Raw genomic sequence first — 25,143 nt, 5'->3', positions numbered from 1 at the left:
GCGTGTGTGGGAGCGGGCTTGCTCGCGAAAGCATCACCGCAGCGTAACTGACTTACCAAGGTGTCTGCATCGCCGGCAAACCAGCCCCCACATTTGTTCTATCTCGCTGTGAATATCTTTGTTTAACCGTTGTACCAGAAGAGAAGCTTCCGTCACCCCATGCGTATTGATCCTCGCCCGTTGCCCGCTGTCCTGCCGTTTCTCGGTGAATTGCCACCGTTGTTGACCCGTCTCTACGCCGCACGCGGGGTGCAGTCGGAAGCCGAACTGGACAAGAGCCTGGCGCGGTTGATTCCCTACCAGCAGCTCAAGGGCATCGACGCGGCGGTGGACCTGCTGGTGACCGCCCTCGAGCAGCGCCAGCGCATCCTGATCGTCGGTGACTTCGACGCCGACGGCGCCACGGCCAGCACCGTGGGCACCCTTGGCCTGCGTTTGCTCGGCGCGGCCCATGTCGATTACCTGGTCCCCAACCGTTTTGAGTACGGTTATGGCCTGACGCCGGAAATCGTCGCCGTGGCGCTGCAGCGCACGCCGCAGTTGCTGATTACCGTGGATAACGGCATCTCCAGCGTCGAAGGCGTGGCGGCGGCAAAAGCGGCGGGGTTGAAGGTGTTGGTCACTGACCACCACTTGCCCGGCGATGAATTGCCGGCGGCGGATGCCATCGTCAACCCGAACCAACCCGGCTGTGAGTTCCCGAGCAAGGCGCTGGCGGGTGTCGGCGTGATCTTTTATGTGTTGATGGCCTTGCGCGCGCGTTTACGCAGCCTGGGCTGGTACGACAACACGCCGCAACCGAACATCGGTGAATTGCTCGACCTGGTCGCCCTGGGCAGCGTCGCCGACGTGGTGCCGCTGGATGCCAACAACCGCATCCTGGTCCATCAGGGGCTGGAGCGTATTCGCGCCGGTCGCGCCCGGCCGGGGATCAAGGCGATCCTTGAGGTCGCCAAGCGCGACCATGCCCGTATCACCTCGACCGACCTGGGCTTTATTCTTGGGCCACGGCTGAATGCCGCCGGCCGCCTGGATGATATGAGCCTCGGCATCGAATGCCTGCTCACCACCGACTTCGCGGCGGCCCGGGAAATGGCGGCGCAACTGGACGGCATGAACCAGGACCGTAAATCCATCGAGCAGGGCATGCAGCGCGAGGCGCTCGCCCAGCTCAAGGACTTGCCGGTGGAATCGATGCCCTACGGTTTGTGCCTGTTCGACCCGGAATGGCACCAGGGCGTCATCGGCATTTTGGCGTCGCGCATGAAAGAGCGGTACTTCCGCCCGACCATCGCCTTCGCCGACGCCGGTGATGGCCTGCTCAAGGGCTCAGGGCGCTCTGTGCAGGGTTTCCACATCCGTGATGCCCTGGCGGTCGTCGCGAGCCAGCATCCCAACCTGATCGCCAAATACGGCGGTCATGCGATGGCGGCCGGTTTGACCTTGCCCGAGGCGAATTTCCCACTGTTTGCCGAGGCCTTTGATGCTGAAGTGCGTCGGCAACTGCGCGAAGAAGACCTCACCGGGCGGCTGCTGTCCGACGGCACCTTGGCTGTGGAAGAGTTTCACTTGGAACTGGCGCGCGCATTGCGGCATGCCGGGCCATGGGGCCAGCACTTTCCTGAGCCGCTGTTTCACGGTGTGTTTCAGTTGGTCGAGCAGCGCGTAGTAGGGGAGCGGCACCTCAAGGTGGTGCTCAAGAGCGAATGCGGGTCAGTGAAGCTCGATGGCATTGCGTTTGGCGTGGACCGAGAGGTCTGGCCTAACCCGACGGTGCGTTGGGTGGAATTGGCCTACAAGCTGGACGTGAACGAATTTCGTGGGCAGGAAACCGTGCAGTTGATGATCGCGCATATCGAACCGCGCTAAATCCGACCAGCACCGCAAAACCAAATGTGGGAGCTGGCTTGCCTGCGATAGCAGCACTGCGGTGTGACTGACACACCCAGGTGATGCCATCGCAGGCAAGCCAGCTCCCACACAAGCCAGCACACCGTTTTTTGGCGTACAGCTCGGGATTACTCGGCTTTATCCTTGGCCTGGTGCTTCACGATGATGTCCACCAGACGCTGGGCCAGCGCCGGGTAGTTCTCATCGAAGTGATGCCCGCCCGGCAGCTTCACGGCTTCGCCCACAGCGGTCTTGTCGGTGCAGCCACTCTCGTCGACTTCTTCGGCACCGTAGATGCACACCACCTTGTCGGCGGGCAGCTTGGCCATTTCCGGGCCGGTAGCGGCCTCTTTGCCTGCGTTGCCCAACCAGCCTTCCACTTCGATTTCAAAGCTGCCGGTGCGCGCGAAGGCGAGCAGGATAATGGCGTCGACACGCTGCTGTTCGTTTTCCGGCATGCGGTTGTAGATGGCGGGCAGTACGTCGGCGCCGAACGAGTAGCCGGTCAGTACGAAGCGCTTGGTGCCCCACTTCTGCCGGTAGTGCTGCATCAGTTCGCTGAGGTCTTTGGCGCTTTGTTCCGGGGTCTTGTGCTGCCAGTAGTAGCGCAGCGTGTCGATGCCGACCACCGGGTAGCCGATCTTGGCCATTTCACCGGCCACGTCGCGGTCCAGGTCACGCCAGCCACCGTCACCGGAGAGGAACAGGGTGACGGTATCTTTGGCTTGGCCAGCCGGTACTTCCACTACAGGAATCGCCAGGCCGCCGTTGTCCGAACCGACCAGCTGCTTACGCAGTTCGTTGTTCAACACTTGCGGGTAGTGAATGTCGTAGTCGCTGATGCTGGTGGTTGCGCGCGGGGTGTCGCGTACGAAACTGGCGCTTTCGTCGTCAGGGTTGTCGTTCCAGGCCACCAGCCAGTTGCCATGGGCGGAGGTTTTCGGCAGCGGGTCCTTGCAACCTTCCTGTACCAGGGTGAAGCCGACGGAGATGGCGTTGGCTTTGTCATCGCTCTGTGTGGCCAGCCAGCGCCAGGCGAGCGCAGCGCCAGGGCCAATGCCGCTGACCAGGGTCGCCGGGCCTTTAAGCTGGCCCAGGGCGCTTTGCAGGGCTTGTTCCTGCAACTTGCAGTCATCCTTCGGCAGGATCACTTGAACGATTTGCGCAGCGCCACCTTGGCTCAGTGCAATCAGCTGGCTGTCGGTCAGGGTTTCATCAGCCATCACGGCCACGGCCACACGGGCTTTTGCCGAGCCGTTGGGCGTCACACGGGTCATAACCGTGCCATCAGCCTGTGGCAGTTGTTCCAGGGTCGGTTGCGGGGCAGGGCGGTTCCAGAACCAAAAGCCGCCGCCTGCGATCAGGGCGAGCAGCACTACAAAGGCCAATACATACCGCCAGGAGCGTCGAATCATCAGCGTTTCACCAATCCAGTCAAGCCGCCCGCAATCAGGGCGGCGGTATCGGCCAGTGCCACCAGCGGATCAAGTCCTGCGGGCACGGCCATATAACGGGGTTCCCAGTCAGGCTGGAACTTGTCTTTGAAGCGGCGCAAACCTTGGAAGTTATACAGTTGCTCGCCACGGCGGAACACCATTGAGCCCAGGCGTTGGGTCAGCGGGGCGCCACGGCGTGGTTGCAGGCCCGACAACGGCACCATGCCGAGGCTGAAGCGGGCGTAGTCATGGTTCTTATAATGTTGAATCAGGCCGACCATCATGAACTCCATGGTCAGCTTCGGCGCGTCCGGGTGCGCACGCATCAGGTCGAGACTGGCCAGGTCATGGTTGTAGGTCTCGAGCAGGTTGGCGAAGGCCACCGGGCGCCCTTCGAAGCGAATGATCGCAATGCGAAAGTGCTTGAGGTAGTCGTCGCTGAAACGGCCCAGGGAGAAGCCCTTTTCCCGTACGTTCTTGCCGGTCAGCCAGGCATCGGAGATGACTTTGAGTTCATCCATCGGCGCCTGGCCCGGTTCGCAGATCTCCAGGGACAGGCCGTCCCGGGTGCCACGGTTCCAGGTGTAGCGCAAATCCTTCATCTCTTTGCCCTTGGCTTCCAGGTCAAAGCGTTTCAGGTCGACACGGGCTTCTTCGCCCAGCTTGATCGCGGTGAGGCCGATGTCCATGTAGTACGGCAGGTTCTCGGCGCGTACCTGGTAGAACACCGGGCGGGCGTGATGGATGTCGCACAGGTCGCGGAACTGCCAGATCATCTCGGCGCGGGGTTGGGTCGGGCCGATCGGGTCATACAAGGCCACCAGGCTGCGCCCGCGACGGGCATACATCAGGAAGGCTTCGTCGTTAGGGTGGAACAGCAGCGCCTTGTCGCCGGTCAGCGCCAGGCCGCCGTCGGGTTGGGACGAGGCCATCAGAATCTTGGTGGCGCGCTCCAGTTCGTCGGGTGTCGGCAAGTGGATCACCGGCCGCGCAGTGCGCAGCAGCCAGGTCAACGACACGATCACCAGCAACACTGCCGCACCGAGCAATGAGCGCAGGCCGCGGGGGGCGTTGGCATCCAGGGTGAACTGCCACCACAGTTGATGGCTGTACGGCACGTCTTGATAGGCAAACAGCAGCAGCCAGATCGAGGCGCCCAGCACGCAAACGCTGGCCACCAGGTACAACGGCGAGAACGGCAGTTCGGTCAGGCGGCTCGCGCGGTAGAACGAGCGACGGAAGATCGCCAGCAGCACCGCCGTCATGATCATCAGGCTGGCTTCTTCCCAGTCGAAGCCTTTGAGCAGCGAGAGCAGGGCGCCGGTCAGCAGCAACACCATGGTCAGCATCCACGCAGCCGACAAGCGCCGACGCAGGCCCTGGGCAAGCAACAGGCAGAGCACGCCGATCAGGCTGGCGCCAAAGTGCGAGGCGTCAATCAGGCGGTGGGGAATCAGAAAGCCGATGTTTTCCAGGCGTGTGTCGATTTCCGGCGTTGCGCCGGAAAACAGCAGGACCACGCCGGACAAAAAAACCAGTACGGCCAGCACGGGTGCGGCCAGGCCGGATGCAACCCGCAGGCTCTGCTGGGTCTGGAACAGGCGCTGAGCTTCGTTGACCAGCAGGAACACGCAGGCGATCAGCAGCGGCAGGACCACGTAGATCATCCGGTACAGCAGCAGGGCCGCGGCCAAAGGCGCGGCACCGAGCTTGTCGGCGAAGGCGGCGAGCAGAATCGCTTCGAATACACCCACGCCGCCCGGAACATGGCTGAGTACACCGGCGGCCAGGGCCAGCAGATACACCAGCAGGAAGGGGCCGAACGGCGGCGCTTCCGGCAGCAACATATAGAGCACAGTGGCGGCGGCCGCCACGTCCAGTGCGGTGATGATCAACTGCAGGAAGGTCAGGCGCCGGCCCGGCAGGCGCAGCGTGCGGCGCCCGGCCTTGACCAGCAGGTTGTCCGGGTAGGGTTGTTCCGGCAGGCGGCGACGATAAATGCCGATGCACAGCGCGACCGACAACAGCAATACCGCGCCGGCAATGCTGCCGAGCAAACCTTGCGACAGATGCAGGTAGGTGGACGCAGCCGGCAGGTTACTCAGCGTGGCCAGTGCGGCCAGCGGTGGCAGGGCAGTGCCCAGGGCCAGGCTGGCGAATACGGTCATGTGGGCAACTTCCGAGGCCCCGATGCCATGGCGTGCATATAAGCGGTAACGCACCGAGCCGCCGGAAAGCATCGACAGGCCTATGGCGTTGCCAATCGCAAAGGCTGTGAAACCACCCAGAGCCAACGTCTTGGCAGGCAGTTTCACCCCGGCATAGCGGGCGCCGGAGAACTCGTAACCCAACAGAATGATGAAACCGGCGACCGCCGCCGCAAACGCGCCCAGCAATGCCGGTTTGGGCACTTCCAGGATCGAGTCGTGGAGGGCGTACAGGTCCAGTTCCAGCAGCAGGTGTCGGCAGGCGATCAGGGCAATTGCGAACAGCAACAGGGTGACGGCCAGCCCGATGGGTTGACGGTATTTGCTCAACAGATCCAGCCAACGCAAACGGGTGGGAGTAATCGGTTGTTCCGCTGTGACGGTGTCTTGTGGTTCAGACGAGTTGGCGCGCATCAATCACCTCGTGGATTGTGCGCGACAGGATGGAGGTATCCAGCCAAGTTACCAATCCCTATGGACAAAATAATTACAAATATTAACGCTTATCGCCGGGTGGGGCGAATGCGGCCATTGGTCGTAGAGGGTCGTGCTTGAGTACTGAGCATAGCTTGCAATGACATGGACTCTGCAAACCGTATACGGTTTCATGAAAGATGCCATGCCATTGTTTCAGAAGAACTTTTTTAACCGGATACAAAAAAGGCCACTCTTTCGAGTGGCCTTTCTTGATGTTTGGTTGCGGGAGCCGGATTTGAACCGACGACCTTCGGGTTATGAGCCCGACGAGCTACCAGACTGCTCCATCCCGCGTCTGTGGCCGGCATTCTACAGCCCAGCGGCGGGGTGTCAACCGTTAATCGGCCGATGGGTCAAATAAGTGTGAATTAGCCGCTGCGTGTTGACTATGTGCGGTAAGTCCGCGATGGGGAAAGAGTTTTTTGTCTTACAATTTTCATACAGGGATAAAACAGAGGCGCACAAAAAAGGCCACTCTTTCGAGTAGCCTTTTTTGATGTTTGGTTGCGGGAGCCGGATTTGAACCGACGACCTTCGGGTTATGAGCCCGACGAGCTACCAGACTGCTCCATCCCGCGTCTGTGTGTCGGCATTCTACAGCGGAACGCAGGTGTGTCAACCTGTGAATTGAAGAAAAGCGCTTGTGGTTCAATCGGTTAGCTCTCCAAAGCGCTGGTAGAAACGCCTCCGGGCCAGTCTGGCCGAGGGTTTCAGCTCTATCGGTAGGCTGATTTCGATTGAAAAAATAAATTCAACCTGGCGTTTTCCTACCGCTCGAACGGAAGATTCAAACTACTGGTGCTATATACAGGGGTGAGTGCGATACTGGCCACCCGTTGGATTACACCCTCTGTTTATATGACGCAGCGCAAAATCATCCACGTCGACTGTGATTGCTTCTACGCCGCCATCGAGATGCGCGACGACCCGAGCCTGGCGCAAAAGCCCCTGGCGGTCGGCGGCTCGGCGGATAGAAGAGGGGTGATCGCCACCTGCAACTATGAAGCGCGGGCATATGGCGTTCGCTCGGCCATGTCCTCGCGCCACGCCTTGAAGCTGTGTCCGGACCTGACCATCGTCAAGCCGCGCATGGATGCCTATAAAGAAGCGTCGAAGGAAATCCAGACGATCTTTCGCGAATACACCGACCTGATCGAGCCACTGTCGCTGGACGAGGCCTACCTTGATGTCTCCGACAGCCCGCATTTTGGCGGCAGCGCCACACGTATCGCCCAGGACATTCGCCGTCGTGTCTCCAACCAGTTGCACATCACCGTGTCCGCAGGCGTGGCGCCCAACAAATTTTTAGCCAAGATTGCCAGCGACTGGAAAAAGCCCAACGGCCTGTTTGTGATTACGCCGGATCAGGTCGAAGATTTTGTGTCGCAGTTACCGGTGAACAAGTTGCACGGGGTCGGCAAGGTCACGGCCGATAAGCTGGCGCGCCTGGGCATTGAAGACTGCCTGCAATTGCGCGAGTGGAACAAGCTGTCACTGGTGCGCGAATTCGGCAGCTTTGGCGAGCGGCTCTGGAGCCTGGCCCGTGGGATTGATGACCGCGTGGTGCAGAACGACAGCCGGCGGCAATCCATCAGCGTGGAAAATACCTACGATGTAGACCTACCGGATCTATCAAGTTGTTTGGCGAAACTTCCCGAGCTGATGGAAACCCTGGCCGGGCGCATGGCGCGCATCGACAGCAGTTACCGCGCGGGCAAGCCGTTCGTCAAAGTGAAGTTTCATGACTTTACCCAGACCACCCTGGAGCAGGCCGGGGCAGGGCGGGACCTGGAGAGTTATCAACAGCTGTTGAGCCAGGCGTTCAATCGTGGCGGTAAGCCGGTGCGGTTGTTGGGGATTGGGGTGCGGTTGCTCGACCTCAGCAGCGGCAATGAACAGCTGCAGTTTCCCTGGTAAAAACCGGAAACCAAATGTGGGAGCGGGCTTGCTCGCGAATGCGCAATGTCAGTCGATACATTCATCACTGATACATCGTATTCGCGAGCAAGCCCGCTCCCACATTTAGATCTATAGCGTTTTCAGAATCTCAGCGTGCCCCAGGATCTGCGACAAGCCGCCCCGCATCCCTGGTCAGCGCTTGCAGGAATTCCTGCTGCAACTCGGGATCGTTACGGGTCAGTTCGATCAGGCTTTGTTCCAGTTCGCTGGCTTCTTCTTCCAGGCCCAGTTCCGACAGGCGCTTGACCCGGTGGACCCACTGGTTGACTTCGTCGTCCTCCAGATCGTCGTAGATCAGGCCATGAGCTTCCAGCAACTTGCCGCGCAAAGTGGTGCTGATCGCCAGGGTCGAGTCCGAATGCACGTCGTCCTGGCCATCTTCCACACTGATTTTCAAGGTGGTGATGCGGTTCAGGTCCTGCTCGGCAAATGGGCTGTCCAACAGGTTCAGGCGCAGTATGCCGTCGCGGTCGGTGGTCAGCTCATGGGTTTGCTTGCCGGCGGTGACCTGTACCGGACGCTCGCTCCAGGGCAGGCTCGAATACTCCGTGCGCTTGTCGCGCTGGACCTCATCGATACCGGCCAGGTTCTGTTGCGCTCGGCCATGGGATTGCACGTTCATGAACGGGTTGATGCCATCCACGCCGTACGTCAGCCAATCGCGCGTCATGCTGGTGGGCAAGTTGCCGAGGGCGAAGATATTCGCCACGTTGGCGCCTGCGCCCGCCACCAGGGCGACCGCACCCAGGGGCATTTCATAGAGTTTGCGCCAGGGTTGGTAGGGGGTGTAGCGATCGTAACGGCGGGTGACTTCGAATTCGGTGACCTCGAAGGTCTTTTGCTCGTGAATGCGCACCCGGCGTTGTGGAAGCTCCAATACTTTGGGTTCGCCTACATCGATTTGCAGGCTGTGATCGAGCAACTTACGCTCGACCCGCTCCTCGTGCTCACTGCGTTGCGACATCTGGTTGGCGCAGCCGCTGACCAGCAGGGCGCCGCACAAGGCGGCGCCCCCCAGGGCTCTGGTGTTTCGCTTGAACATGACTTCTCTTGATCTGGTTTTCAGCGACGAATACGCGCCTGAAGGAAAGACAGCACGTCAGCCACCGGCAACGGTTGGGCTTCGGCTTCGGTCCGGCTCTTGTATTCCAGATTGCCATCGGCCAGGCCGCGGTCACTGACCACGATCCGGTGCGGGATGCCAATCAGTTCCATGTCGGCGAACTTGATGCCCGGGCTGGTTTTCTTGTCCCGGTCATCGAGCAACACTTCAAAACCGGCAGCCGTCAGTTCGGCATACAGTTTGTCGGTGGCTTCGCGTACTTGCTCGGTTTCATAACGCAGCGGTACCAGGGCAATCTGGAACGGCGCCAGGGCGTCGCTCCAGATGATGCCTTTCTCGTCGTTGTTCTGCTCGATTGCAGCGGCAACCACGCGGGACACACCAATGCCGTAGCAACCCATTTCCAGGGTGATCGGCTTGCCGTTCTCGCCCAGCACTTCGCACTTCATCGCCTTGCTGTACTTGTTGCCCAGCTGGAAGATGTGCCCGACTTCAATGCCGCGCTTGATTTCCAGAGTGCCCTTGCCATCCGGGCTTGGGTCACCGGCTACCACATTACGCAGGTCGGCCACGGTCGGAACCGGCAGGTCACGCTCCCAGTTCACGCCGAAATAGTGCTTGTCGTCGATGTTCGCGCCGATACCGAAGTCGCTCATCAGCTCGACCGAACGGTCGATGATGATCGGCAACGGCAGGTTCAGTGGGCCGAGCGAACCGGCACCGGCGCCAATGGCGTCGCGCAGCTCGGAGTCGGTGGCCATGACCAGCGGGCTGGCCACGCCTGGCTGCTGGGCTGCCTTGATTTCGTTGAGCTCGTGGTCGCCACGGATGACCAGGGCGATCAGCTTGCCTTCTTCTTCGGCGCGCACGATCAGGGTCTTGATGGTCTTTTCAATCGGCAGATTGAATTTTTCCACCAGGGCCGCGATGGTCTTGGTTTCTGGCGTGTCGACCAGGCGCAGCTCTTCGCTTGGCGCCGGGCGGGACGTTTCGCGTGGTACGGCTTCGGCTTTTTCGATGTTCGCCGCGTAGTCGGAGCCGTTGCTGAACACGATATCGTCTTCGCCGGAGTCGGCCAGTACATGGAACTCGTGGGAGCCGGCGCCACCGATGGAGCCGTTGTCCGCTTCAACCGGGCGGAACTTCAGGCCCAGGCGCGTAAACACGTTGCAGTAGGCGGTGTGCATGCGGTCGTAGGTGGCCTGCAGCGACGCCTGGTCAGCGTGGAACGAATAGGCGTCCTTCATGATGAATTCGCGGCCGCGCATCAAGCCGAAGCGTGGGCGGATTTCGTCACGGAACTTGGTCTGGATCTGATACAGGTTCAGCGGCAGCTGCTTGTAGCTGCTCAGCTCGTTGCGCATCAGGTCGGTGATGACCTCTTCGTGGGTCGGGCCGGCGCAGAAATCGCGGCCATGACGGTCCTTGAAGCGCAGCAACTCAGGGCCGTACTCTTCCCAGCGCCCGGACTCCTGCCACAACTCAGCCGGTTGGGTACTTGGCATCAACACTTCCAGAGAGCCGGCGGCGTTCATTTCTTCGCGAACGATCGCTTCGACCTTGCGCATCACCTTCAAACCCATGGGCAGCCAGGTGTACAGGCCGGAGGCCAGTTTGCGGATCATGCCCGCGCGCAGCATCAGCTGATGGCTGATCACGACCGCGTCGGAAGGCGTTTCTTTCTGTGTGGCGAGCAAATATTGACTGGTACGCATGGTAGGCCGTTGTCGGTTGCTTGGACTTGAAATGACTTGGGATTGTACGGGCGCAAACTGCTGGAGTACAGGTATCAGAATGCAGAGGGGTATGTGTGACCGAGTGGTGTCAGTCTTCCTGTGAAGGGCTCAAACGAGCCCGCCGACTTTCCTGAAACCAGTGCAACGCAATCAGGAACAGCGTCGGCACACCCAGCAGGCAGGTGATGACGAAGAAGTTGTGGTAACCAAACTTCTCGACCATCACGCCCGAGTAGCCACCAATGAGGCGCGGCAGCAGCAGCATGATGGAGCTGAGCAGCGCATATTGGGTGGCGGAGAACTTGAGGTTGGTCAGGCTCGACAGGTAGGCGACAAAGGCCGAGGTGGCCAGGCCTGAGCTGAAGTTATCCAGGGAGATGGTGAAAATCAGCATCTGCAGGTCCGGGCCCATGTCGGCGAGCATCACGAACAACAGGTTGGTGGCCGCCGAGGCTACGCCGCCGATGAACAGGATCGGCAGGATACCGAACCGCACAATCAACAGGCCGCCCATACCGGCGCCGAGCAGGGTCATGATCAGGCCGAAGATCTTGCTGACCCCCGCAATCTGGTCCTTGGTAAAGCCCTGGTCGATGTAGAACACGTTGGCCATCACGCCCATCACCGTATCGGACATGCGATAGGTCGCAATCAGCCCAAGCAGCAGCAGCGCCTGCCAGCGGTAGCGCAGGATAAAGTCATTGACCGGCGTCAGCACCGGCGCCAAGCCACGCCGGCCCATGGCCGAGAGGCACAGTGTGGTAAGGATGATGTACAAGATGGCGCGCAGGAAGGCGCGGTCTTCCATCAGCAATTCCCACAGGCTTACACCGTGGAACAGCACGCTGGCGAAATCCGTGTTGTACAACTGGGTGAACATCGCGGGGACCGACACCAGCAGTACGATCAGCACGAACACCGAGACCAATTGGTGCGCGAAGCTGTAGCGGCCGGCCTGCAACTGGGTGCGCAGTGGCACATCGGGTTCACGCATGAAGAAGGTGGTCAGCAGTGCCGGGATCATCAGCAAGCCGAACAGCACATAAGTGCCGGTCCATGCCGAGTGCTTATAGTTGAAGCCGGTCGAACCGAAGCCTTCGGCAAAGAACAGCGCGCCAGCCGTGGCCAGCAGGGCGGCGATGCGATAACCGGACATGTAACTGGCGGCCAGAGCGGCCTGGCGGCTGTCGTCGGCGATTTCCAGGCGATAGGCGTCTACCGCGATGTCCTGGGTGGCTGAGGCGAAGGCAACGATGACGGCAATGGCGATCAGCCAGGACAGATGTTTTTGCGGGTCGCAGAAGCCCATGCCGATCAACCCGAGGATCACCAGCGTCTGGGCAAGTACCAGCCAGGAACGACGACGTCCGAGTTTACCGAGCAGCGGCAGGCGCCATTGGTCGAGCAGCGGCGACCAGACCCATTTAAAGGCATAGGCCAAGCCGATCAGGCTCGCATAGCCGATGGTCTCGCGGGCCACGCCGGCCTCGCGCAACCACACAGAAAGCGTCGAAAACACCAACATGTAAGGCAAGCCGGCGGCAAAGCCGAGCAACAACAGCACTAACGTCGAGGGGCTGGCATAGGCGGCGAGCGCGGCGCGCCAGGTTTTACGGGGCATGGGCTGGAGTCTGCCTCAGATTTGCGGAAACAAAGCGCGCACTCTAACCGCTGTGCTCTACCGGGCGCCAGCCATGACGCTGAATATCAACGCGATTGTTCAGGATACTGACGCCTTCACTGCGCAAACGCGCACGTTGTTCGTCGCCTGACGCACTGCCCGCTGGCAGACTTATCCGACCACCGGCACCCAGTACCCGGTGCCAGGGCAACCGGGTGTCCTCGGGCAGTTGGCTGAGCGTGCGCCCGACCCAGCGGGCGGCACGGCCCAGCCCGGCCAGCTGCGCCAGCTCGCCATAACTCACCACGCAACCTTCGGGCACTTGCGCCAATGTCAGGTACAACGCCGTGCGGCGCATTTCGGCGGGGCTTTGTGGTGTCTCGGCAGGTTGATTCACTGTAGGTATCGTCGGTTGATTTGTAAGAAACGTCTGTAAGCTTGGTGGTGAGCATTGAACTCATCATAAATACTTGAGTCAGTCGTACCTATCTAACACGATAGCGCCCCTTTTTTCGCCAATCCTGAGCCCCGAATCCGCTTATGTTGTCCAGAACCCTGCTGTGCCTTGCTGTTTTCAGCGCCTCCACGCCCTTGCTCGCCGACACCGTCTGGCTGAAGAACGGTGACCGCCTGACCGGCAAGATCAAAGTCTTCGACGGTGGCAAGCTGCTGATTCAGACCAGCTATGCGGGGGCGATCCCGGTGGATTGGAAGCAGGTCAAGACCCTGGAGAGCGATCAGGAACTGCTGGTCAAGCAGGACGCCTACAGCGGTGAAAAAGCCAAGTCCCTGAAAGCGGCGGAGGACGGCAAGGTCGTTCTCGCCAATGGCGAAGCGCCCAAGACTGTGGACTTGGCCAGCATCCAGCAAATCATCAAGCCCAAGCCGGTCATCGAAGACCTGGTGTGGAAGGGCAACGTCGACCTGGCGCTGGATTACAAGCGCGCCGACAAAGACACCAACGACTACGACGTTGACTTCAAGACCTCGGCCCGTCACGGCCAGTGGCGCCATACCGCGAAGGGTGAATACAACCGCGAGTTCCAGGATGACGTGACCACCACCGATAACTGGGCGCTGGAATATGACCTGGACCGCTTTATTACCGAGCATTGGTTCTGGCAGGGCCGTCTGACCTACAAACGCGACAAGGTCGAAGACTTGTCCCGCCAGCGCACCGTCGGTACCGGCCCGGGCTACCAGTTCTGGGACGATGAGCTGGGCGCGTTCTCCCTCGGTTCGCTGGTTAACCGCACCGATTATGAATACGCCGACGGCGGCAAAACCAACTTCTATTCACTGGCCATGAAGTGGAGCTACAACCGCTACCTGGTGGGCAAGACCGTGGAGTTCTTCACCAATGGTGAATTGGGCAAACCACTTGCCGGGCCGTCCGAATACTCCCTGGATGCGGAAATGGGGCTGCGTTACAAAGTCACTGAATGGGCTTCGCTTAACCTCAAGGCTGAGCGCGACATCATTAATGGCGAATCCCAGAGCAGCCTGGACAAGACGCGCTACACCGCAGGGTTCGGCGTGGCCTGGTAAAAGCTGCATCGGTCACTCTGGCAACCTGCGCGGATATTGATTACCTTGTGTTGAGATTCATTCCCATAGACGTCGTACGCTGTGGGCGGCTGAACACCCGAGGAGTCATACATTGAGCGCGCAGGTTGCCAAGAACGCCCGAGAGCTGTTGCTCAAGGAATACCGTGGGGCTCTCTCCACATTGTCCAAAGCCATGCCCGGGTTTCCCTTCGGCTCGGTCGTGCCCTATTGCCTCGACGAGCAGGGCCGCCCGATTATCCTGATCAGCCGTATCGCCCAGCACACCCATAACCTGCAGAAAGATCCCAAGTGTTCGCTGCTGGTGGGGGAGCGCGAGGCCGATGATATACAAGCGGTAGGGCGCCTGACCTACCTGGCCGAAGCTGAAAAGCTTGAGGATGAGGCTGCGATTGAAGCGGCCGCCGAGCGGTATTACCGCTACTTCCCGGATTCTGCCAACTATCACAAAGCCCACGATTTCGACTTCTGGGTGCTCAAGCCCGTGCGGCACCGCTATATCGGCGGGTTTGGCGCGATTCACTGGGTCGATCAGTTGACCCTGGCCAACCCGTTCGCCGTCAAGACCGAGCGCAGCATGATCGAGCACATGAACAGCGACCACACCAAGGCCATTGCGCATTACGTCGAACTCGCCGGCTTGCCTGCACATGAACCGGCGCAATTGGCCGGTATCGACAGCGAAGGCATGCACCTGCGTATCGGTCAGTCCCTGCATTGGCTGCCCTTCGCAGAGCCTTGCAACACTCCGACACAAGTACGCGAAGCCCTGGTTTCATTGGCTCACGCCGAAGTTTGGCCGAAAAAAGAACCCGCCGACGCTTGAAATCACGAAACGGCGACGTCATCTAAGGTGAACTGGCAAGGCATTCTTGCGTTGAGGAACCATTTGATGCGCCCTTTTTTATTGCTCTTTCTGCTGTTTCCGGTGTTGGAGCTGTTCGTATTCGTTCAAGTCAGCAGTGCGATCGGGTTCTTCCCGGCACTGTTGCTGATAATCGCGGGCTCGATGCTCGGCGTCCTGGTGCTGCGCGTCGCCGGCCTGGCAACTGCGTTGCGTGCCCGTGAAAGCCTGAACCGTGGCGAACTGCCCGCGCAGACCATGCTTGAAGGCCTGATGATGGCCTTGGCGGGTGGCTTGTTGATCCTGCCGGGTTTTATCAGCGATGTGGTTGGCCTGGTCATGCTGTTGCCGTTCACCCGCAAGCTGTTGGCCGGCAAGATGCGCCAGCGTGCCGAAGAGGCTGCGATTCGCCAGCGTGCATTCGCCGATGACCTGCAAACTCGTGGTGGCCCGGCTCCGCGCCAACCGTTGGGGCGTGAAGGTGATGTGATCGAAGGTGAGTTCGAGCACCGCGACAGTAAATAACCGCTTAATCGGCACGGCACCTTCGGGTGCCGTGTTGCGTTTACCGCCCGGCACACGCAAAAAATTTCCGCCGCGGCCCCTTGAAATAAGCTTATGCGCCCTTATGTAACGGTCACCGCAAGGTTTCTGGTGGCGACACCAGACAGACTTCCGCGTCTTGCTTGGCGAGGCGCGACCGGCACAGCCGGAATACAACCCGCCGGTACCAATACCGGCCGATGAAAAACACAATTAGGAGAGATCGACAATGAGCAAGCTTCGTCCTCTGCACGACCGCGTCGTTATCCGTCGCAGCGAAGAAGAAAAGAAAACCGCTGGCGGTATCGTTCTGCCAGGTTCGGCTGCTGAAAAAGCCAACCACGGTGTGATCGTCGCTGCAGGCCCAGGCAAGACTCTGGAAAACGGTGAAGTGCGTGCGCTGGCCGTTAAAGTCGGTGACAAGGTTGTTTTCGGCCCTTACTCCGGCAGCAACACTGTGAAAGTTGACGGCGAAGACCTGCTGGTAATGGCTGAGAACGAAATTCTCGCTGTACTGGAAGGCTGATTTTCCCGCTCATTTTTCCGTTACTCCAAAGAATTTAAGGAATATCGATCATGGCTGCTAAAGAAGTTAAATTCGGCGATTCCGCCCGCAAAAAAATGCTCACCGGTGTCAACGTCCTGGCTGACGCAGTAAAAGCGACCCTGGGCCCTAAAGGCCGTAACGTGATCATCGAGAAGAGCTTCGGCGCTCCGACCATCACCAAGGACGGCGTTTCGGTCGCTAAAGAAATCGAACTGGAAGACCGTTTCGAAAACATGGGCGCGCAGCTGGTCAAAGACGTTGCCTCCCGTGCCAACGATGACGCAGGCGACGGCACCACCACCGCTACCGTTCTGGCTCAGGCAATCGTCAACGAAGGCTACAAGGCCGTCGCTGCCGGCATGAACCCGATGGACCTCAAGCGCGGCATCGACAAGGCGACCATCGCCGTTGTTGCTGAGCTGAAAAACCTGTCCAAGCCATGCGCTGACACCAAGGCTATCGCTCAGGTAGGCACCATCTCCGCCAACTCCGACAGCTCCATCGGCGACATCATTGCCGAAGCCATGGAAAAAGTCGGTAAAGAAGGCGTGATCACCGTTGAAGAAGGCACTGGCCTGGAAAACGAACTGTCGGTTGTAGAAGGCATGCAGTTCGACCGTGGCTACCTGTCCCCGTACTTCGTCAACAAGCCAGAAACCATGGTTGCCGAGCTGGACAGCCCGCTGATCCTGCTGGTCGACAAAAAGATCTCGAACATCCGCGAAATGCTGCCAGTACTGGAAGCCGTTGCCAAAGCCGGCCGTCCGCTGCTGATCGTTTCCGAAGACGTTGAAGGCGAAGCCCTGGCGACGCTGGTTGTGAACAACATGCGTGGCATCGTTAAAGTCGCAGCCGTCAAGGCTCCAGGCTTCGGCGACCGTCGCAAGGCCATGCTGCAGGACATCGCTGTTCTGACCGGCGGTACCGTTATCTCCGAAGAGATCGGCCTGAGCCTGGAAAGCGCCACCCTGGAAAACCTGGGCAGCGCCAAGCGCGTGACCATCTCCAAGGAAAACACCATCATCGTTGACGGTGCTGGCGTAGAGCAGGACATCCAGGCTCGCATCACTCAGATCCGTGCCCAGGTTGCTGAAACTTCCTCGGACTACGACCGTGAAAAACTGCAAGAGCGTCTGGCCAAGCTGTCCGGCGGCGTTGCAGTAATCAAGGTTGGCGCTGGTTCCGAAGTTGAAATGAAAGAGAAGAAAGCCCGCGTTGAAGACGCCCTGCACGCAACCCGTGCAGCCGTTGAAGAAGGCGTGGTACCTGGCGGTGGCGTTGCGCTGATCCGTGCTCTGGAAGCTTTGGTTGACCTCAAAGGCGACAACGCTGACCAGAACGTGGGTATCGCTGTACTGCGTCGTGCTGTTGAAGCACCCCTGCGTCAGATCGCTGCCAACTCCGGCGACGAGCCAAGCGTTGTGGTCAACGAAGTCAAGAACGGCAAAGGTAACTACGGTTACAACGCTGCCACTGGCGTCTACGGCGACATGATCGAAATGGGCATCCTGGACCCTACCAAGGTGACTCGTTCGGCATTGCAAGCAGCAGCTTCCATCGGCGGTCTGATCCTGACCACCGAAGCGGCAATCGCTGATGCACCGAAGAAAGAAGGCTCGGCTGGCGGCGGTATGCCAGACATGGGCGGCATGGGTGGCATGGGCGGCATGATGTAAGCCAGCCTTACCCGGCTAATAAAAACCCCGCCTGCAGCGATGCAGGCGGGGTTTTTTTATGGGGCTTGATGATGAATCAGCCGAGGGTGCGCCGTCGCAACAGCTTCCTGAAGGTCATTCCCCGCGCCAAGGTCACTTGGGCAGTCGGCATAAGTGCCAGGGGTTGCGGTGCAGCAACTTCCTTGAGTGGGCGAGGGACAGGCAGGTGCGCGAGTTTTTCAGGGGCGGTGGGCCTGGGCCGCCTCCCAGGCGCGGGTGTGACGACCAGACCCTGGGTTTTTGCGGGGCGCGCCGTATTCGCGGTGTGGTCGCCAGCGTGTTTGTCTTCCATTCGTGGCGATGGCGAGTCTGTGACCGCCAGGCGCGAGGCCGACGCATTGCCGGGCAAGAGTGAGCCGGAAAAGATGCACAGCGACAGCATCAACGTGGACAAATGCTTCTTACGGGGACGCATGAAAGAGCTCTCCAACCTGGGATTCAGTTGGTGAGGTTACGAGCAATGCGAAAGCTTCACTGTCACAGGCTGTAACACGCAGGTTACATCGGCCTTAGTGGCAGAATAAGGCTCAGGCGTGCGCCGCCCAAAGGGCTGCGCGATACCGACAATTCACCGTGATGCCACTGGGTTGCGCGCTTGGCCAGTGCCAGGCCAAGGCCCGAGCCAGTAGGCTCATCGCCGCCCAGGGCAAGCCGCACAAAGGGCTCGAAGATCTTGTCGCGGTTCTCCGCCAATACGCCGGGGCCATCATCGTCTACATGCAGCACCAGGTGATGTTGGCCGTGGTAAGTGGCACTGACGCACACTTGATCGCGTGCGTAGGTGATGGCGTTGCTCAACAGGTTGCGCACGATCAGGTGCAGCAGGGCACGGTCACCGATCAGTTCAAGGTGGGCTGGCTCGGTTTCCAGGCTCAACTGGCGGTGGTGCCCGTCGAGCAAGGCAAACTCCTGGTGCAGCCATTCTCGCAGGTTGATCGGCTCATGCTGCAGGTCGGTCGGTGCGCCCGCCAGTCTCGCAAAGGCGAGGCTGGCGCGAACCAGGGCTTCGAGCTCTTCGACATCGGTGAGCAAGCGTTCTTGCAGGCGTGTACGGGTGAGCGGGTCTTCGCTTTTACCCAGAAGCGTCAAGGCAAAACGCATGCGTGCCAATGGCGTACGCAGTTCGTGGGACACGGCCTGGGAGACTTCGCGGTGGCGTTCGTTCATGGCGCTGATATCCCGCGCGTGTTGCTGCAACGTCATCAGCAACGGCGTCCATTCCTTGCCCATGGCAGGCAACATTACATTCGGGGTGCGTGCCAGTGTGCCAAGGCAGGTCTTGAGGGTGTTCAGGTCAGTGGTGCGACGGCGGTGCAGGCGTAAACCGATCCAGAGTAGCAGTAGCACCGGCAGGCCTGCTACACCGGCGGTGATCCAGTAAACCGGGAATTTCAGCAGATCCTTGACCTCGGCACTGCCCCACATAGGGCCGAATTGGATCACCGTATCGTCATCCAGCGGAAAGTAGCTGATGTCTTCGTCGCTGCTCAGTGCCGGTTGTTTATGTTCCAGCATGACCAACGCTTCCGGCGGCAACTCGACCTCGTCCAGCGTGATCAGATTTACCGGGTACTGGAAGTGCGCGCGCAGGATTTCCATGCGTGCTTCACGTTGGTCGGCCGGCAAGGCTCTGAGCTGTTCGGCTACCAGGTAGGCCGGCCCGGCCATCAGGCGCAAAAAGCTGTCTTCGCCGACAAACACCGAGGCGTTGGCGCATAGCCACAGCAGATAAAACGTCAAACTCGCCCAGCCCGCGCCTGCTACGGCGACCATCCAGGGCCGCACCTTAGTCAACATGTCGGGCCTCCTGCGGGCTTTCCACGAACAGGTAGCCTTGGGCGGTGATGGTCTGGATGGTCACCGGGCATTCCAGGCTCATCAGCTTTTTACGCAAGCGCGACACACGCATATCGATGGAACGGTTGAGCCCGTCGTATTCCAGGCCGCGCAGGCTCTGCAGGAGTTTTTCCCGCGTCAGCAACACCCCGCAATGGCGCGCGAAAATCGCCAGTAATTCGAACTCGGCAACCGAGAACTGTAAAGGGGTCTCGTCGAGCCAGGCGAAATGGCTGTTCAGGTCCAGCCGAAAGGCGCCCCACTGGTAATAAGCACGCGGGGCTTGAGGATGGCGACGCAGCAACGAGCGAATTCGGGCCAGCAACAGCAGCGGGTCGACAGGCTTGACGACATAGTCATCCGCGCCGACGTTGAAGCCGGTCAGTTGCTCGGCGTTTTCATCCAGCGCGGTCATCATCAGGATCAGCCCGGGGTACTGATCGCGAATCTGTCGGCACAGGGTAAACCCGTCGATGCCCGGCAACATGACATCGAGGATCAACAGCGCCGGCTGTTCGTCAAGAATGCGCTGTGCGGCGCGATCGCCACGGTGCTCAACCGCCACGGTAAACCCTTCGGCACGCAGGAATTCGGCCGTCAGTGCGGCCAAGGGGCGGTCGTCTTCAATCAGCAGCAGGGTGTCGGACATGAGAGGGCGCCATCGCCGGAGAATGGGCGCAAGTGTTACGCCCTTGCCATGGGGAGGCAAGGGCTCACGAGGGCGTCAGCGCACGCTGATTGCAGGCGCCGCGTCCTTGGGCGCTTTCCAGCTCAATAATTGCTGTGTGAACCCATAACTGGCGGCCTGATAGTAAGTAATTGCGCGTTGGATCAACGGGTCATCCGTGCCCACGCGTAACTCCTGGCTCTCGCCCAAGGCCTGATCGTGGCGACGCAGGCCTTGGCGTGGGCTGAGGATCGCCAGGTCCTTGCCATCAAACAACCCCAGGTGCTGGTAGTTGCCGACCACTACGCGCGGCGGCAGCGGGCTGTCTTGCAACAGGTTGCGGCCGAAGAAGGTGGATTCGTAGCTCAGGTTGATCAAACCCAGCAACGTAGGTGCCAGGTCGATCTGGCTGGCGAGTTGCGCGGTTTCCCGGGCCTCGATCAGCTTGGGTGCATAGATAAACAGCGGGATCTGGTAGTTGGCGATAGGCAAGTCTTCCTTGCCTGCGCTGCCGGCGGTGTGGTCTGCGACGAACACGAAAATCGTGTTATCGAACCACGGCTTCTGGCGTGCCGCGTCGAGGAACTCGCCGATGGCGTGGTCGGTGTATTTCACCGCGCCGTCACGGCCGTTGCCGGATTTGATATCGATGCGACCTTCCGGATAGGTGTAAGGGCGATGGTTGGACGTGGTCATCAGTTGCAGCAGGAAGGGCTGCTGCTTGGCGTAGTCGGCATCGGCCAGTTTCAGGGTTTGCCGGTAGAGGTCTTCGTCGGCCATGCCCCAGGCGTTTTTGAACGAGATTTCCGATTCCGCCACGCTGCTCTGGTCCACGACCCGATAACCGTTGCCGCTGAAAAACGCGTTCATGTTGTCGAAGTAACCGCGTCCGCCGTAGACAAAGACACTGTCGTAACCGATGGCGCCGAGTTGTTGGCCTAGGCTGGCGAAACCGCTTTCACGGCCGATGCGCTTGACGATTGAACGGCCGGGCGTGGGAGGAATCGCCAGGGTGATCGCCTCCAGGCCACGGTCTGTGCGGGTGCCGGTGGCATAGAAGTTATTGAAATACAGGCTTTGTTTACGCAAGGCGTCGAGGTTGGGTGTGAGGTTGCGGTCGTCGCCATTGCTGCCCATGTATTTGGCGCTGAAGCTTTCGATGGTCACCAGCACGATGTTGGGTTTGCGCAATGTGCCGGGGTTGGTGATTGCACGGCGGATGTCCAGCGGGTCGGTGCCGATGAAGCGCGCATTGGGCTCGCTGAGTTCAGCACGCAATTGCTTGGCGACAACCTCGGTGGGCAGGCTTTTATAGAACTGTGTGTAATCCAGCTCGTTGTTGCGGAACGCGGCAAAAAACTGATACGGGCCGTTGCTCGCCAATTCATTCTTGTAAGCGTTGCCACCCGAGGAACGTGGGCTGTCCTGACTGATCAATTGCATGAAGAGACCGGCGACTACCAACAGGCACAGGGCATTCAACAAGCGACCACGCAGGGGCGGCAGGGGCGCGTTCATGGCGCTGTTGAACGGCTTGCGCAAGGCCAGGCTCAGCACAATCGCGAGCATCGCCAACAGGCTGAGCAGCTTGCCGATCGGGTAGGATTCCAGCAGGTTGTTCATCACCTCGTTGGAGTACACCAGGTAATCGACGGCGATAAAGTTGAAGCGCACGCCGAATTCATCCCAGAACAGCCACTCGGCCACCGACGTAAACAACATGGCGAACAGGCTGACGGTCAGCACCGCCTGCAGGAACCAGCGATGGCCACGGCGGCGCCACAGTGCGGGTGGGCAGAGCAGCAGATACAGCCCCAGCGGCAAAGCGGCATAGGCCAGGAAAGCCAGGTCATACAGCAAGCCAACGCCAAACACGGGCAGCAGGTTGCCACCGACTTCATCCAAATGCGTGATCAGCAGCACAGTGCGGGTAAGCAGGAAAATAACCAGCCATGCGCCGGTTACGAGCAGCAGAAAGCGCATCGGCGCGGTGTTGAAAAACCCCATGTCCATATTCCTTATATCAATGGACGCCGATATTCGGCCTGTCACTGTAGCCAGTTTGTGAAGCTATAGTGAAAAACTTGTTGGTTTGTATAATTGGTTGAAAACCTATATCGACGTGGCGTCCAGCTCTATCCCTGAGCCTCGCTTGGCCTTAAGCTGCGCGAGCCAACACGGCCGTTACCGCGTACGGAGACACTGCCCATGCGAATTTTATTGGTTGAAGACAACCGCGATATTCTGGCCAATCTGGCCGATTACCTGGGGCTAAAAGGCTATACCGTAGACTGTGCGCAGGACGGTTTGTCGGGCTTGCACCTGGCCGCCACCGAGCATTACGACCTGATCGTGCTCGACATCATGCTGCCTGGCATCGATGGCTACACCTTGTGCAAACGCCTGCGTGAAGACGCTCGTCGCGATACGCCGGTAATTATGCTCACCGCGCGCGACCAGTTGGATGACCGGCTGCAGGGCTTCAAATCCGGGGCCGATGATTACCTGCTCAAACCGTTCGCCCTGTCGGAATTGGCCGCGCGCATCGAAGCGGTTCTGCGCCGTGCCCAAGGGGGCGGCCGTCGCGCGCTGCAAGTGGCCGACCTGCATTACGATCTTGATACCCTGGAAGTGACCCGCGAAGGGCGCCTGCTCAAGCTCAACCCGGTGGGCCTGAAATTGCTCGCGGTGCTGATGCAAAAGAGCCCGCACGTGTTGCGCCGAGAAATTCTCGAAGAAGCCCTGTGGGGCGACGACTGCCCGGACAGCGACAGCCTGCGCAGCCACGTTCACCAATTGCGCCAAGTGATCGATAAGCCCTTCGCCAAGCCGTTGCTGCAAACCGTGCACGGTGTGGGTTATCGCCTGGCCGAGGGGCGTGATGGAGTTTAAGCAAAGCCTCGCCCAGCGGATCATCATCGCCTTTGCCTTGATGAGCGCACTGGTGGCGGGGGCGTTCGCCATGGGCATCGTTGCGACCGTGCACCTGGTGGAAGAAAAACTGATTTCGGCCGGCCTGGGCGGCGACCTGCAGCGCCTGTTGCTGATGGACAGTGTCGAGGACTGGAGCCATCGCCCAGAGCCGGATCAACTGTTCTATTTCAGCGGCGGGCCCGGGGATTTCGAACTGCCCAAGGATTTGCGCCATCTGGAACCGGGTTTTCATGAGGTGTTTCGCGAGTCGCTGTCGTACCACGCCATGGTCGAAGTGGTCGATGGCCGGCGCTACGTCCTGCTGCAAGACCAAAGCGATTTCGAAGAGCGCGAGCGCGTACTGTTTGCCGTAGTGCTGGTGGGTTTTGTACTCAGCCTGGCGCTGGCGGTGTTCCTCGGTTGGGTGCTGGCCCGCAAGGTGATGGCGCCCGTGGTGCGTCTGGCGCGCCAGGTTCGTCATCGTGACCAGTTGCTGGGTCTGGCGCCGCCCCTGGCGCCGGATTACGCGGCCGATGAAGTCGGTGAGCTGGCCGTGGCCTTCGACGCCACCCTGGGCCGGTTGCGGCAGGCATTGTCTCGTGAGCAATTGTTTACCAGCGATGTCAGCCACGAGTTGCGCACCCCCCTGATGGTGTTGGCCAGCTCCTGTGAACTGCTGCTGGAAAACCCCGCCATTGATCAGCGCGGCCGCAATCAGGTGCTGCGCATTGCCCGGGCCTGCGAAGAAATGCGCGAGCTGGTGCAAACCTTCCTGATGCTGGCCCGTGCCAAACACGATGATGCGGCCATGTCGCCCCAGGTCAACCTGACCCAGGTGGCCGAAGATTTGCTCGGCATCTGGCGCGAGCCCATCGAGCACAAAGGCCTTGAATTGATCTACCTCCCGGGCAATCCCCTGGATACCCGCTACAACACCACCTTCTTGCATGCAGTGATGGGCAACTTGCTGCGCAACGCGCTGCACTACACCGAGCGGGGCTTTATCCGGCTGACACTCGAACCCAGCGGCTTTGTTGTGGAAGACTCCGGCGTCGGGATTCCCGAAGACAAGCGTGAAGCGATGTTCGAGCCCTTTGTGCGCGGCAGCGAAAAGCGCGGTGAAGGCCTCGGTTTAGGCTTGTCGTTGGTGCAACGGATCTGCGAGAGCCAGGGCTGGAGCGTCAGCCTGAGCACCATGGAGCCCAATGGCTGCCGCTTTCATGTGCAGTTGAGCCAGGTCAAACCCTGAGCACCCTCCCTGCCGCTATCCTGCGGCAGGTACCCCGCTTTTCGGCGAAGATGGCCCCATGCCACTGATTGTGTCTGTAAAGTCTTGAAATGTATGGGGCTGGACAGGACAAGTTTTTCACAACGGGTTGACCTGTTAGTCACACTTCGCTGCTTAAGGTTGTAGGCATCAGCAACTGGAGAACCGTTGATGTCTACCCCGATCAAGCTCGATTTTTCTGAAAAGTACGACGATCAGCACGCGCAAGAATATTTGCTCAAACATCAGGACAATCTGGCTCGCCGGTTGTCCCACAAACGCGACGAGCAATTGGCGCGCGGCGCGTTGGCCATGGCCGGCGAGCCAGGCTTGGTGTTGGACCTGCCCTGTGGGGCTGGACGTTTCTGGTCGTTGCTGGCGGAAAAGCCCAACCGGGTGATTATCGGGGCCGACAATTCGGCGTCGATGTTGAACGTCGCCACCATTGCCCAACCGGCTGAAGTGGTGAAACGGGTACGTCCTTTGCAGACGTCTGCATTCGATATTGATTTACCGGATAACTCGGTCGACAGCATTTTCTGTATGCGCCTGCTGCACCACATTGGTGATGCGGAACACAGGCTAGCGATACTGAAGGAATTTCAACGAGTTACCCGCGACAGCGTGATTGTTTCGCTGTGGGTAGATGGCAATTTCAAGGCCTGGAAACGCAAGCGCCTCGAAGCGAAACGTCGCGAGAAAGGTGAGCAGGAAGGTTATCAAAACCGGTTTGTGTTACCGGCTGCTACTGTTGAGGCAGAGTTTGAGCAGGCCGGTTTCCGGGTTCAGGAGTCCCTGGACTTCATGCCGCTCTACGCCATGTGGCGAGTATATGTATTGCGTAAGAGGTAACAGG

The 25,143-nt window shown here is 59.7% G+C and carries 20 protein-coding genes and 2 tRNA genes; 10 read left to right on the top strand and 12 right to left on the bottom strand.

The annotated features are described in order from the left end of the window. Nucleotides 1–159 precede the first annotated feature (159 nt). Nucleotides 160–1,869 carry a single-stranded-DNA-specific exonuclease RecJ gene (gene recJ / locus A7J50_RS23795; RefSeq protein ID WP_064453996.1) on the top strand — a complete coding sequence of 570 codons (1,710 nt, stop codon included), beginning with the start codon at nt 160–162 and terminating at the stop codon, nt 1,867–1,869. A gap of 149 nt (nt 1,870–2,018) precedes the next feature. Here recJ and A7J50_RS23790 read toward each other — a convergent pair whose 3' ends face one another. The 4 genes from A7J50_RS23790 to A7J50_RS23775 all read right to left on the bottom strand — a co-directional run bounded on the left by A7J50_RS23790 (nt 2,019) and on the right by A7J50_RS23775 (nt 6,588). Continuing rightward, nucleotides 2,019–3,305 carry a virulence factor family protein gene (locus tag A7J50_RS23790; protein WP_064453995.1) on the bottom strand — a complete coding sequence of 429 codons (1,287 nt, stop codon included), beginning with the start codon at nt 3,303–3,305 and terminating at the stop codon, nt 2,019–2,021. Next, nucleotides 3,305–5,947 carry a bifunctional lysylphosphatidylglycerol flippase/synthetase MprF gene (gene mprF, locus A7J50_RS23785; protein ID WP_064453994.1) on the bottom strand — a complete coding sequence of 881 codons (2,643 nt, stop codon included), beginning with the start codon at nt 5,945–5,947 and terminating at the stop codon, nt 3,305–3,307. The genes A7J50_RS23790 and mprF overlap by 1 nt, the downstream gene beginning before the upstream one ends. Nucleotides 5,948–6,227: 280 nt before the next feature. Next, nucleotides 6,228–6,304 (bottom strand) — tRNA-Met (locus A7J50_RS23780). Nucleotides 6,305–6,511: 207 nt separating this feature from the next. Beyond that, nucleotides 6,512–6,588, bottom strand: a tRNA-Met gene (locus A7J50_RS23775). 280 nt (nt 6,589–6,868) lie between these two features. Here A7J50_RS23775 and dinB point away from each other — a divergent pair. Continuing rightward, nucleotides 6,869–7,927 carry a DNA polymerase IV gene (gene dinB / locus A7J50_RS23770; protein ID WP_064453993.1) on the top strand — a complete coding sequence of 353 codons (1,059 nt, stop codon included), beginning with the start codon at nt 6,869–6,871 and terminating at the stop codon, nt 7,925–7,927. 130 nt (nt 7,928–8,057) lie between these two features. Here dinB and A7J50_RS23765 read toward each other — a convergent pair whose 3' ends face one another. From A7J50_RS23765 to A7J50_RS23750, 4 genes are all read right to left on the bottom strand, one after another. Beyond that, on the bottom strand, nt 8,058–9,011 hold the full coding sequence (locus A7J50_RS23765; RefSeq protein WP_064453992.1) for a hypothetical protein: 954 nt from the start codon (nt 9,009–9,011) through the stop codon (nt 8,058–8,060). Nucleotides 9,012–9,031: 20 nt separating this feature from the next. Beyond that, a complete protein-coding gene (locus tag A7J50_RS23760; protein ID WP_064453991.1) occupies nt 9,032–10,747 on the bottom strand; it encodes a proline--tRNA ligase in 1,716 nt (571 codons plus the stop codon). Between the two features lie 109 nt (nt 10,748–10,856). Continuing rightward, complete coding sequence (locus A7J50_RS23755; protein WP_064453990.1) at nt 10,857–12,389, bottom strand: AmpG family muropeptide MFS transporter; 1,533 nt, start codon at nt 12,387–12,389, stop codon at nt 10,857–10,859. 43 nt (nt 12,390–12,432) lie between these two features. Beyond that, nucleotides 12,433–12,747: an MGMT family protein gene (locus A7J50_RS23750; RefSeq protein ID WP_064453989.1), complete on the bottom strand. Its 315-nt coding sequence runs from the start codon at nt 12,745–12,747 to the stop codon at nt 12,433–12,435. A gap of 182 nt (nt 12,748–12,929) precedes the next feature. On the opposite strand from A7J50_RS23750, the gene A7J50_RS23745 reads away from it, so the two are divergent. The 5 genes from A7J50_RS23745 (at nt 12,930) to groL (ending at nt 17,565) form a co-directional block, all read left to right on the top strand. Beyond that, complete coding sequence (locus tag A7J50_RS23745) at nt 12,930–13,937, top strand: DUF481 domain-containing protein (RefSeq protein ID WP_064453988.1); 1,008 nt, start codon at nt 12,930–12,932, stop codon at nt 13,935–13,937. A 112-nt stretch (nt 13,938–14,049) separates the two neighbouring features. Continuing rightward, nucleotides 14,050–14,781 carry a HugZ family protein gene (locus A7J50_RS23740; RefSeq protein ID WP_064453987.1) on the top strand — a complete coding sequence of 244 codons (732 nt, stop codon included), beginning with the start codon at nt 14,050–14,052 and terminating at the stop codon, nt 14,779–14,781. A 66-nt stretch (nt 14,782–14,847) separates the two neighbouring features. Then, nucleotides 14,848–15,324 carry an FxsA family protein gene (locus A7J50_RS23735; RefSeq protein WP_064453986.1) on the top strand — a complete coding sequence of 159 codons (477 nt, stop codon included), beginning with the start codon at nt 14,848–14,850 and terminating at the stop codon, nt 15,322–15,324. A gap of 247 nt (nt 15,325–15,571) precedes the next feature. After that, nucleotides 15,572–15,868, top strand: a complete 297-nt coding sequence (locus tag A7J50_RS23730; RefSeq protein WP_017846112.1) for a co-chaperone GroES — start codon at nt 15,572–15,574, stop codon at nt 15,866–15,868. Nucleotides 15,869–15,918: 50 nt separating this feature from the next. Next, on the top strand, nt 15,919–17,565 hold the full coding sequence (groL, locus tag A7J50_RS23725) for a chaperonin GroEL (protein ID WP_064453985.1): 1,647 nt from the start codon (nt 15,919–15,921) through the stop codon (nt 17,563–17,565). A gap of 76 nt (nt 17,566–17,641) precedes the next feature. Here the strand turns inward: groL and A7J50_RS23720 are convergent, their stop codons facing one another. From A7J50_RS23720 to A7J50_RS23705, 4 genes are all read right to left on the bottom strand, one after another. Then, complete coding sequence (locus A7J50_RS23720; RefSeq protein WP_237140866.1) at nt 17,642–18,019, bottom strand: hypothetical protein; 378 nt, start codon at nt 18,017–18,019, stop codon at nt 17,642–17,644. A gap of 83 nt (nt 18,020–18,102) precedes the next feature. Further along, nucleotides 18,103–19,401: a sensor histidine kinase gene (locus A7J50_RS23715; RefSeq protein WP_064453984.1), complete on the bottom strand. Its 1,299-nt coding sequence runs from the start codon at nt 19,399–19,401 to the stop codon at nt 18,103–18,105. After that, complete coding sequence (locus A7J50_RS23710) at nt 19,391–20,089, bottom strand: response regulator transcription factor (RefSeq protein WP_064453983.1); 699 nt, start codon at nt 20,087–20,089, stop codon at nt 19,391–19,393. Before A7J50_RS23710 ends, A7J50_RS23715 begins: the two co-directional genes overlap by 11 nt. Nucleotides 20,090–20,164: 75 nt before the next feature. Continuing rightward, nucleotides 20,165–22,114 (bottom strand): LTA synthase family protein, encoded by a 1,950-nt coding sequence (locus A7J50_RS23705; RefSeq protein ID WP_064453982.1) that lies wholly within the window; start codon nt 22,112–22,114, stop codon nt 20,165–20,167. A 201-nt stretch (nt 22,115–22,315) separates the two neighbouring features. Between A7J50_RS23705 and colR the strand changes: the two genes are divergently transcribed. The 3 genes from colR to A7J50_RS23690 all read left to right on the top strand — a co-directional run bounded on the left by colR (nt 22,316) and on the right by A7J50_RS23690 (nt 25,139). Then, complete coding sequence (gene colR / locus A7J50_RS23700; protein ID WP_016975511.1) at nt 22,316–22,999, top strand: two-component system response regulator ColR; 684 nt, start codon at nt 22,316–22,318, stop codon at nt 22,997–22,999. Further along, a complete protein-coding gene (locus A7J50_RS23695) occupies nt 22,989–24,269 on the top strand; it encodes a sensor histidine kinase (protein ID WP_064453981.1) in 1,281 nt (426 codons plus the stop codon). The genes colR and A7J50_RS23695 overlap by 11 nt, the downstream gene beginning before the upstream one ends. A gap of 189 nt (nt 24,270–24,458) precedes the next feature. Next, the gene (locus A7J50_RS23690) at nt 24,459–25,139 is read left to right on the top strand and encodes a class I SAM-dependent methyltransferase (RefSeq protein WP_064453980.1); all 681 of its coding nucleotides are present in this window, start codon (nt 24,459–24,461) and stop codon (nt 25,137–25,139) included. Nucleotides 25,140–25,143 lie beyond the last annotated feature (4 nt).

It is taken from the genome of Pseudomonas antarctica (genome assembly GCF_001647715.1).
Lineage (GTDB): Bacteria > Pseudomonadota > Gammaproteobacteria > Pseudomonadales > Pseudomonadaceae > Aquipseudomonas > Aquipseudomonas antarctica_A.
The sequence above is the reverse complement of the archived record's forward strand: the minus strand, read 5'-3'. Positions and strand labels throughout refer to the sequence as shown.

Bases quoted from the DNA above. Each gene is read 5' to 3' on its own strand.
- A7J50_RS23695 (WP_064453981.1), top strand. From the start codon at position 22,989: ATGGAGTTTAAGCAAAGCCTCGCCCAGCGGATCATCATCGCCTTTGCC.
- A7J50_RS23720 (WP_237140866.1), bottom strand. From the start codon at position 18,019: ATGCGTCCCCGTAAGAAGCATTTGTCCACGTTGATGCTGTCGCTGTGC.
- A7J50_RS23760 (WP_064453991.1), bottom strand. From the start codon at position 10,747: ATGCGTACCAGTCAATATTTGCTCGCCACACAGAAAGAAACGCCTTCC.
- mprF (WP_064453994.1), bottom strand. From the start codon at position 5,947: ATGCGCGCCAACTCGTCTGAACCACAAGACACCGTCACAGCGGAACAA.
- A7J50_RS23765 (WP_064453992.1), bottom strand. From the start codon at position 9,011: ATGTTCAAGCGAAACACCAGAGCCCTGGGGGGCGCCGCCTTGTGCGGC.
- A7J50_RS23745 (WP_064453988.1), top strand. From the start codon at position 12,930: ATGTTGTCCAGAACCCTGCTGTGCCTTGCTGTTTTCAGCGCCTCCACG.
- dinB (WP_064453993.1), top strand. From the start codon at position 6,869: ATGACGCAGCGCAAAATCATCCACGTCGACTGTGATTGCTTCTACGCC.
- colR (WP_016975511.1), top strand. From the start codon at position 22,316: ATGCGAATTTTATTGGTTGAAGACAACCGCGATATTCTGGCCAATCTG.
- recJ (WP_064453996.1), top strand. From the start codon at position 160: ATGCGTATTGATCCTCGCCCGTTGCCCGCTGTCCTGCCGTTTCTCGGT.
- A7J50_RS23710 (WP_064453983.1), bottom strand. From the start codon at position 20,089: ATGTCCGACACCCTGCTGCTGATTGAAGACGACCGCCCCTTGGCCGCA.
- A7J50_RS23715 (WP_064453984.1), bottom strand. From the start codon at position 19,401: ATGTTGACTAAGGTGCGGCCCTGGATGGTCGCCGTAGCAGGCGCGGGC.
- A7J50_RS23735 (WP_064453986.1), top strand. From the start codon at position 14,848: ATGCGCCCTTTTTTATTGCTCTTTCTGCTGTTTCCGGTGTTGGAGCTG.
- A7J50_RS23755 (WP_064453990.1), bottom strand. From the start codon at position 12,389: ATGCCCCGTAAAACCTGGCGCGCCGCGCTCGCCGCCTATGCCAGCCCC.
- A7J50_RS23690 (WP_064453980.1), top strand. From the start codon at position 24,459: ATGTCTACCCCGATCAAGCTCGATTTTTCTGAAAAGTACGACGATCAG.
- A7J50_RS23730 (WP_017846112.1), top strand. From the start codon at position 15,572: ATGAGCAAGCTTCGTCCTCTGCACGACCGCGTCGTTATCCGTCGCAGC.
- A7J50_RS23790 (WP_064453995.1), bottom strand. From the start codon at position 3,305: ATGATTCGACGCTCCTGGCGGTATGTATTGGCCTTTGTAGTGCTGCTC.
- A7J50_RS23750 (WP_064453989.1), bottom strand. From the start codon at position 12,747: ATGCGCCGCACGGCGTTGTACCTGACATTGGCGCAAGTGCCCGAAGGT.
- groL (WP_064453985.1), top strand. From the start codon at position 15,919: ATGGCTGCTAAAGAAGTTAAATTCGGCGATTCCGCCCGCAAAAAAATG.
- A7J50_RS23705 (WP_064453982.1), bottom strand. From the start codon at position 22,114: ATGGGGTTTTTCAACACCGCGCCGATGCGCTTTCTGCTGCTCGTAACC.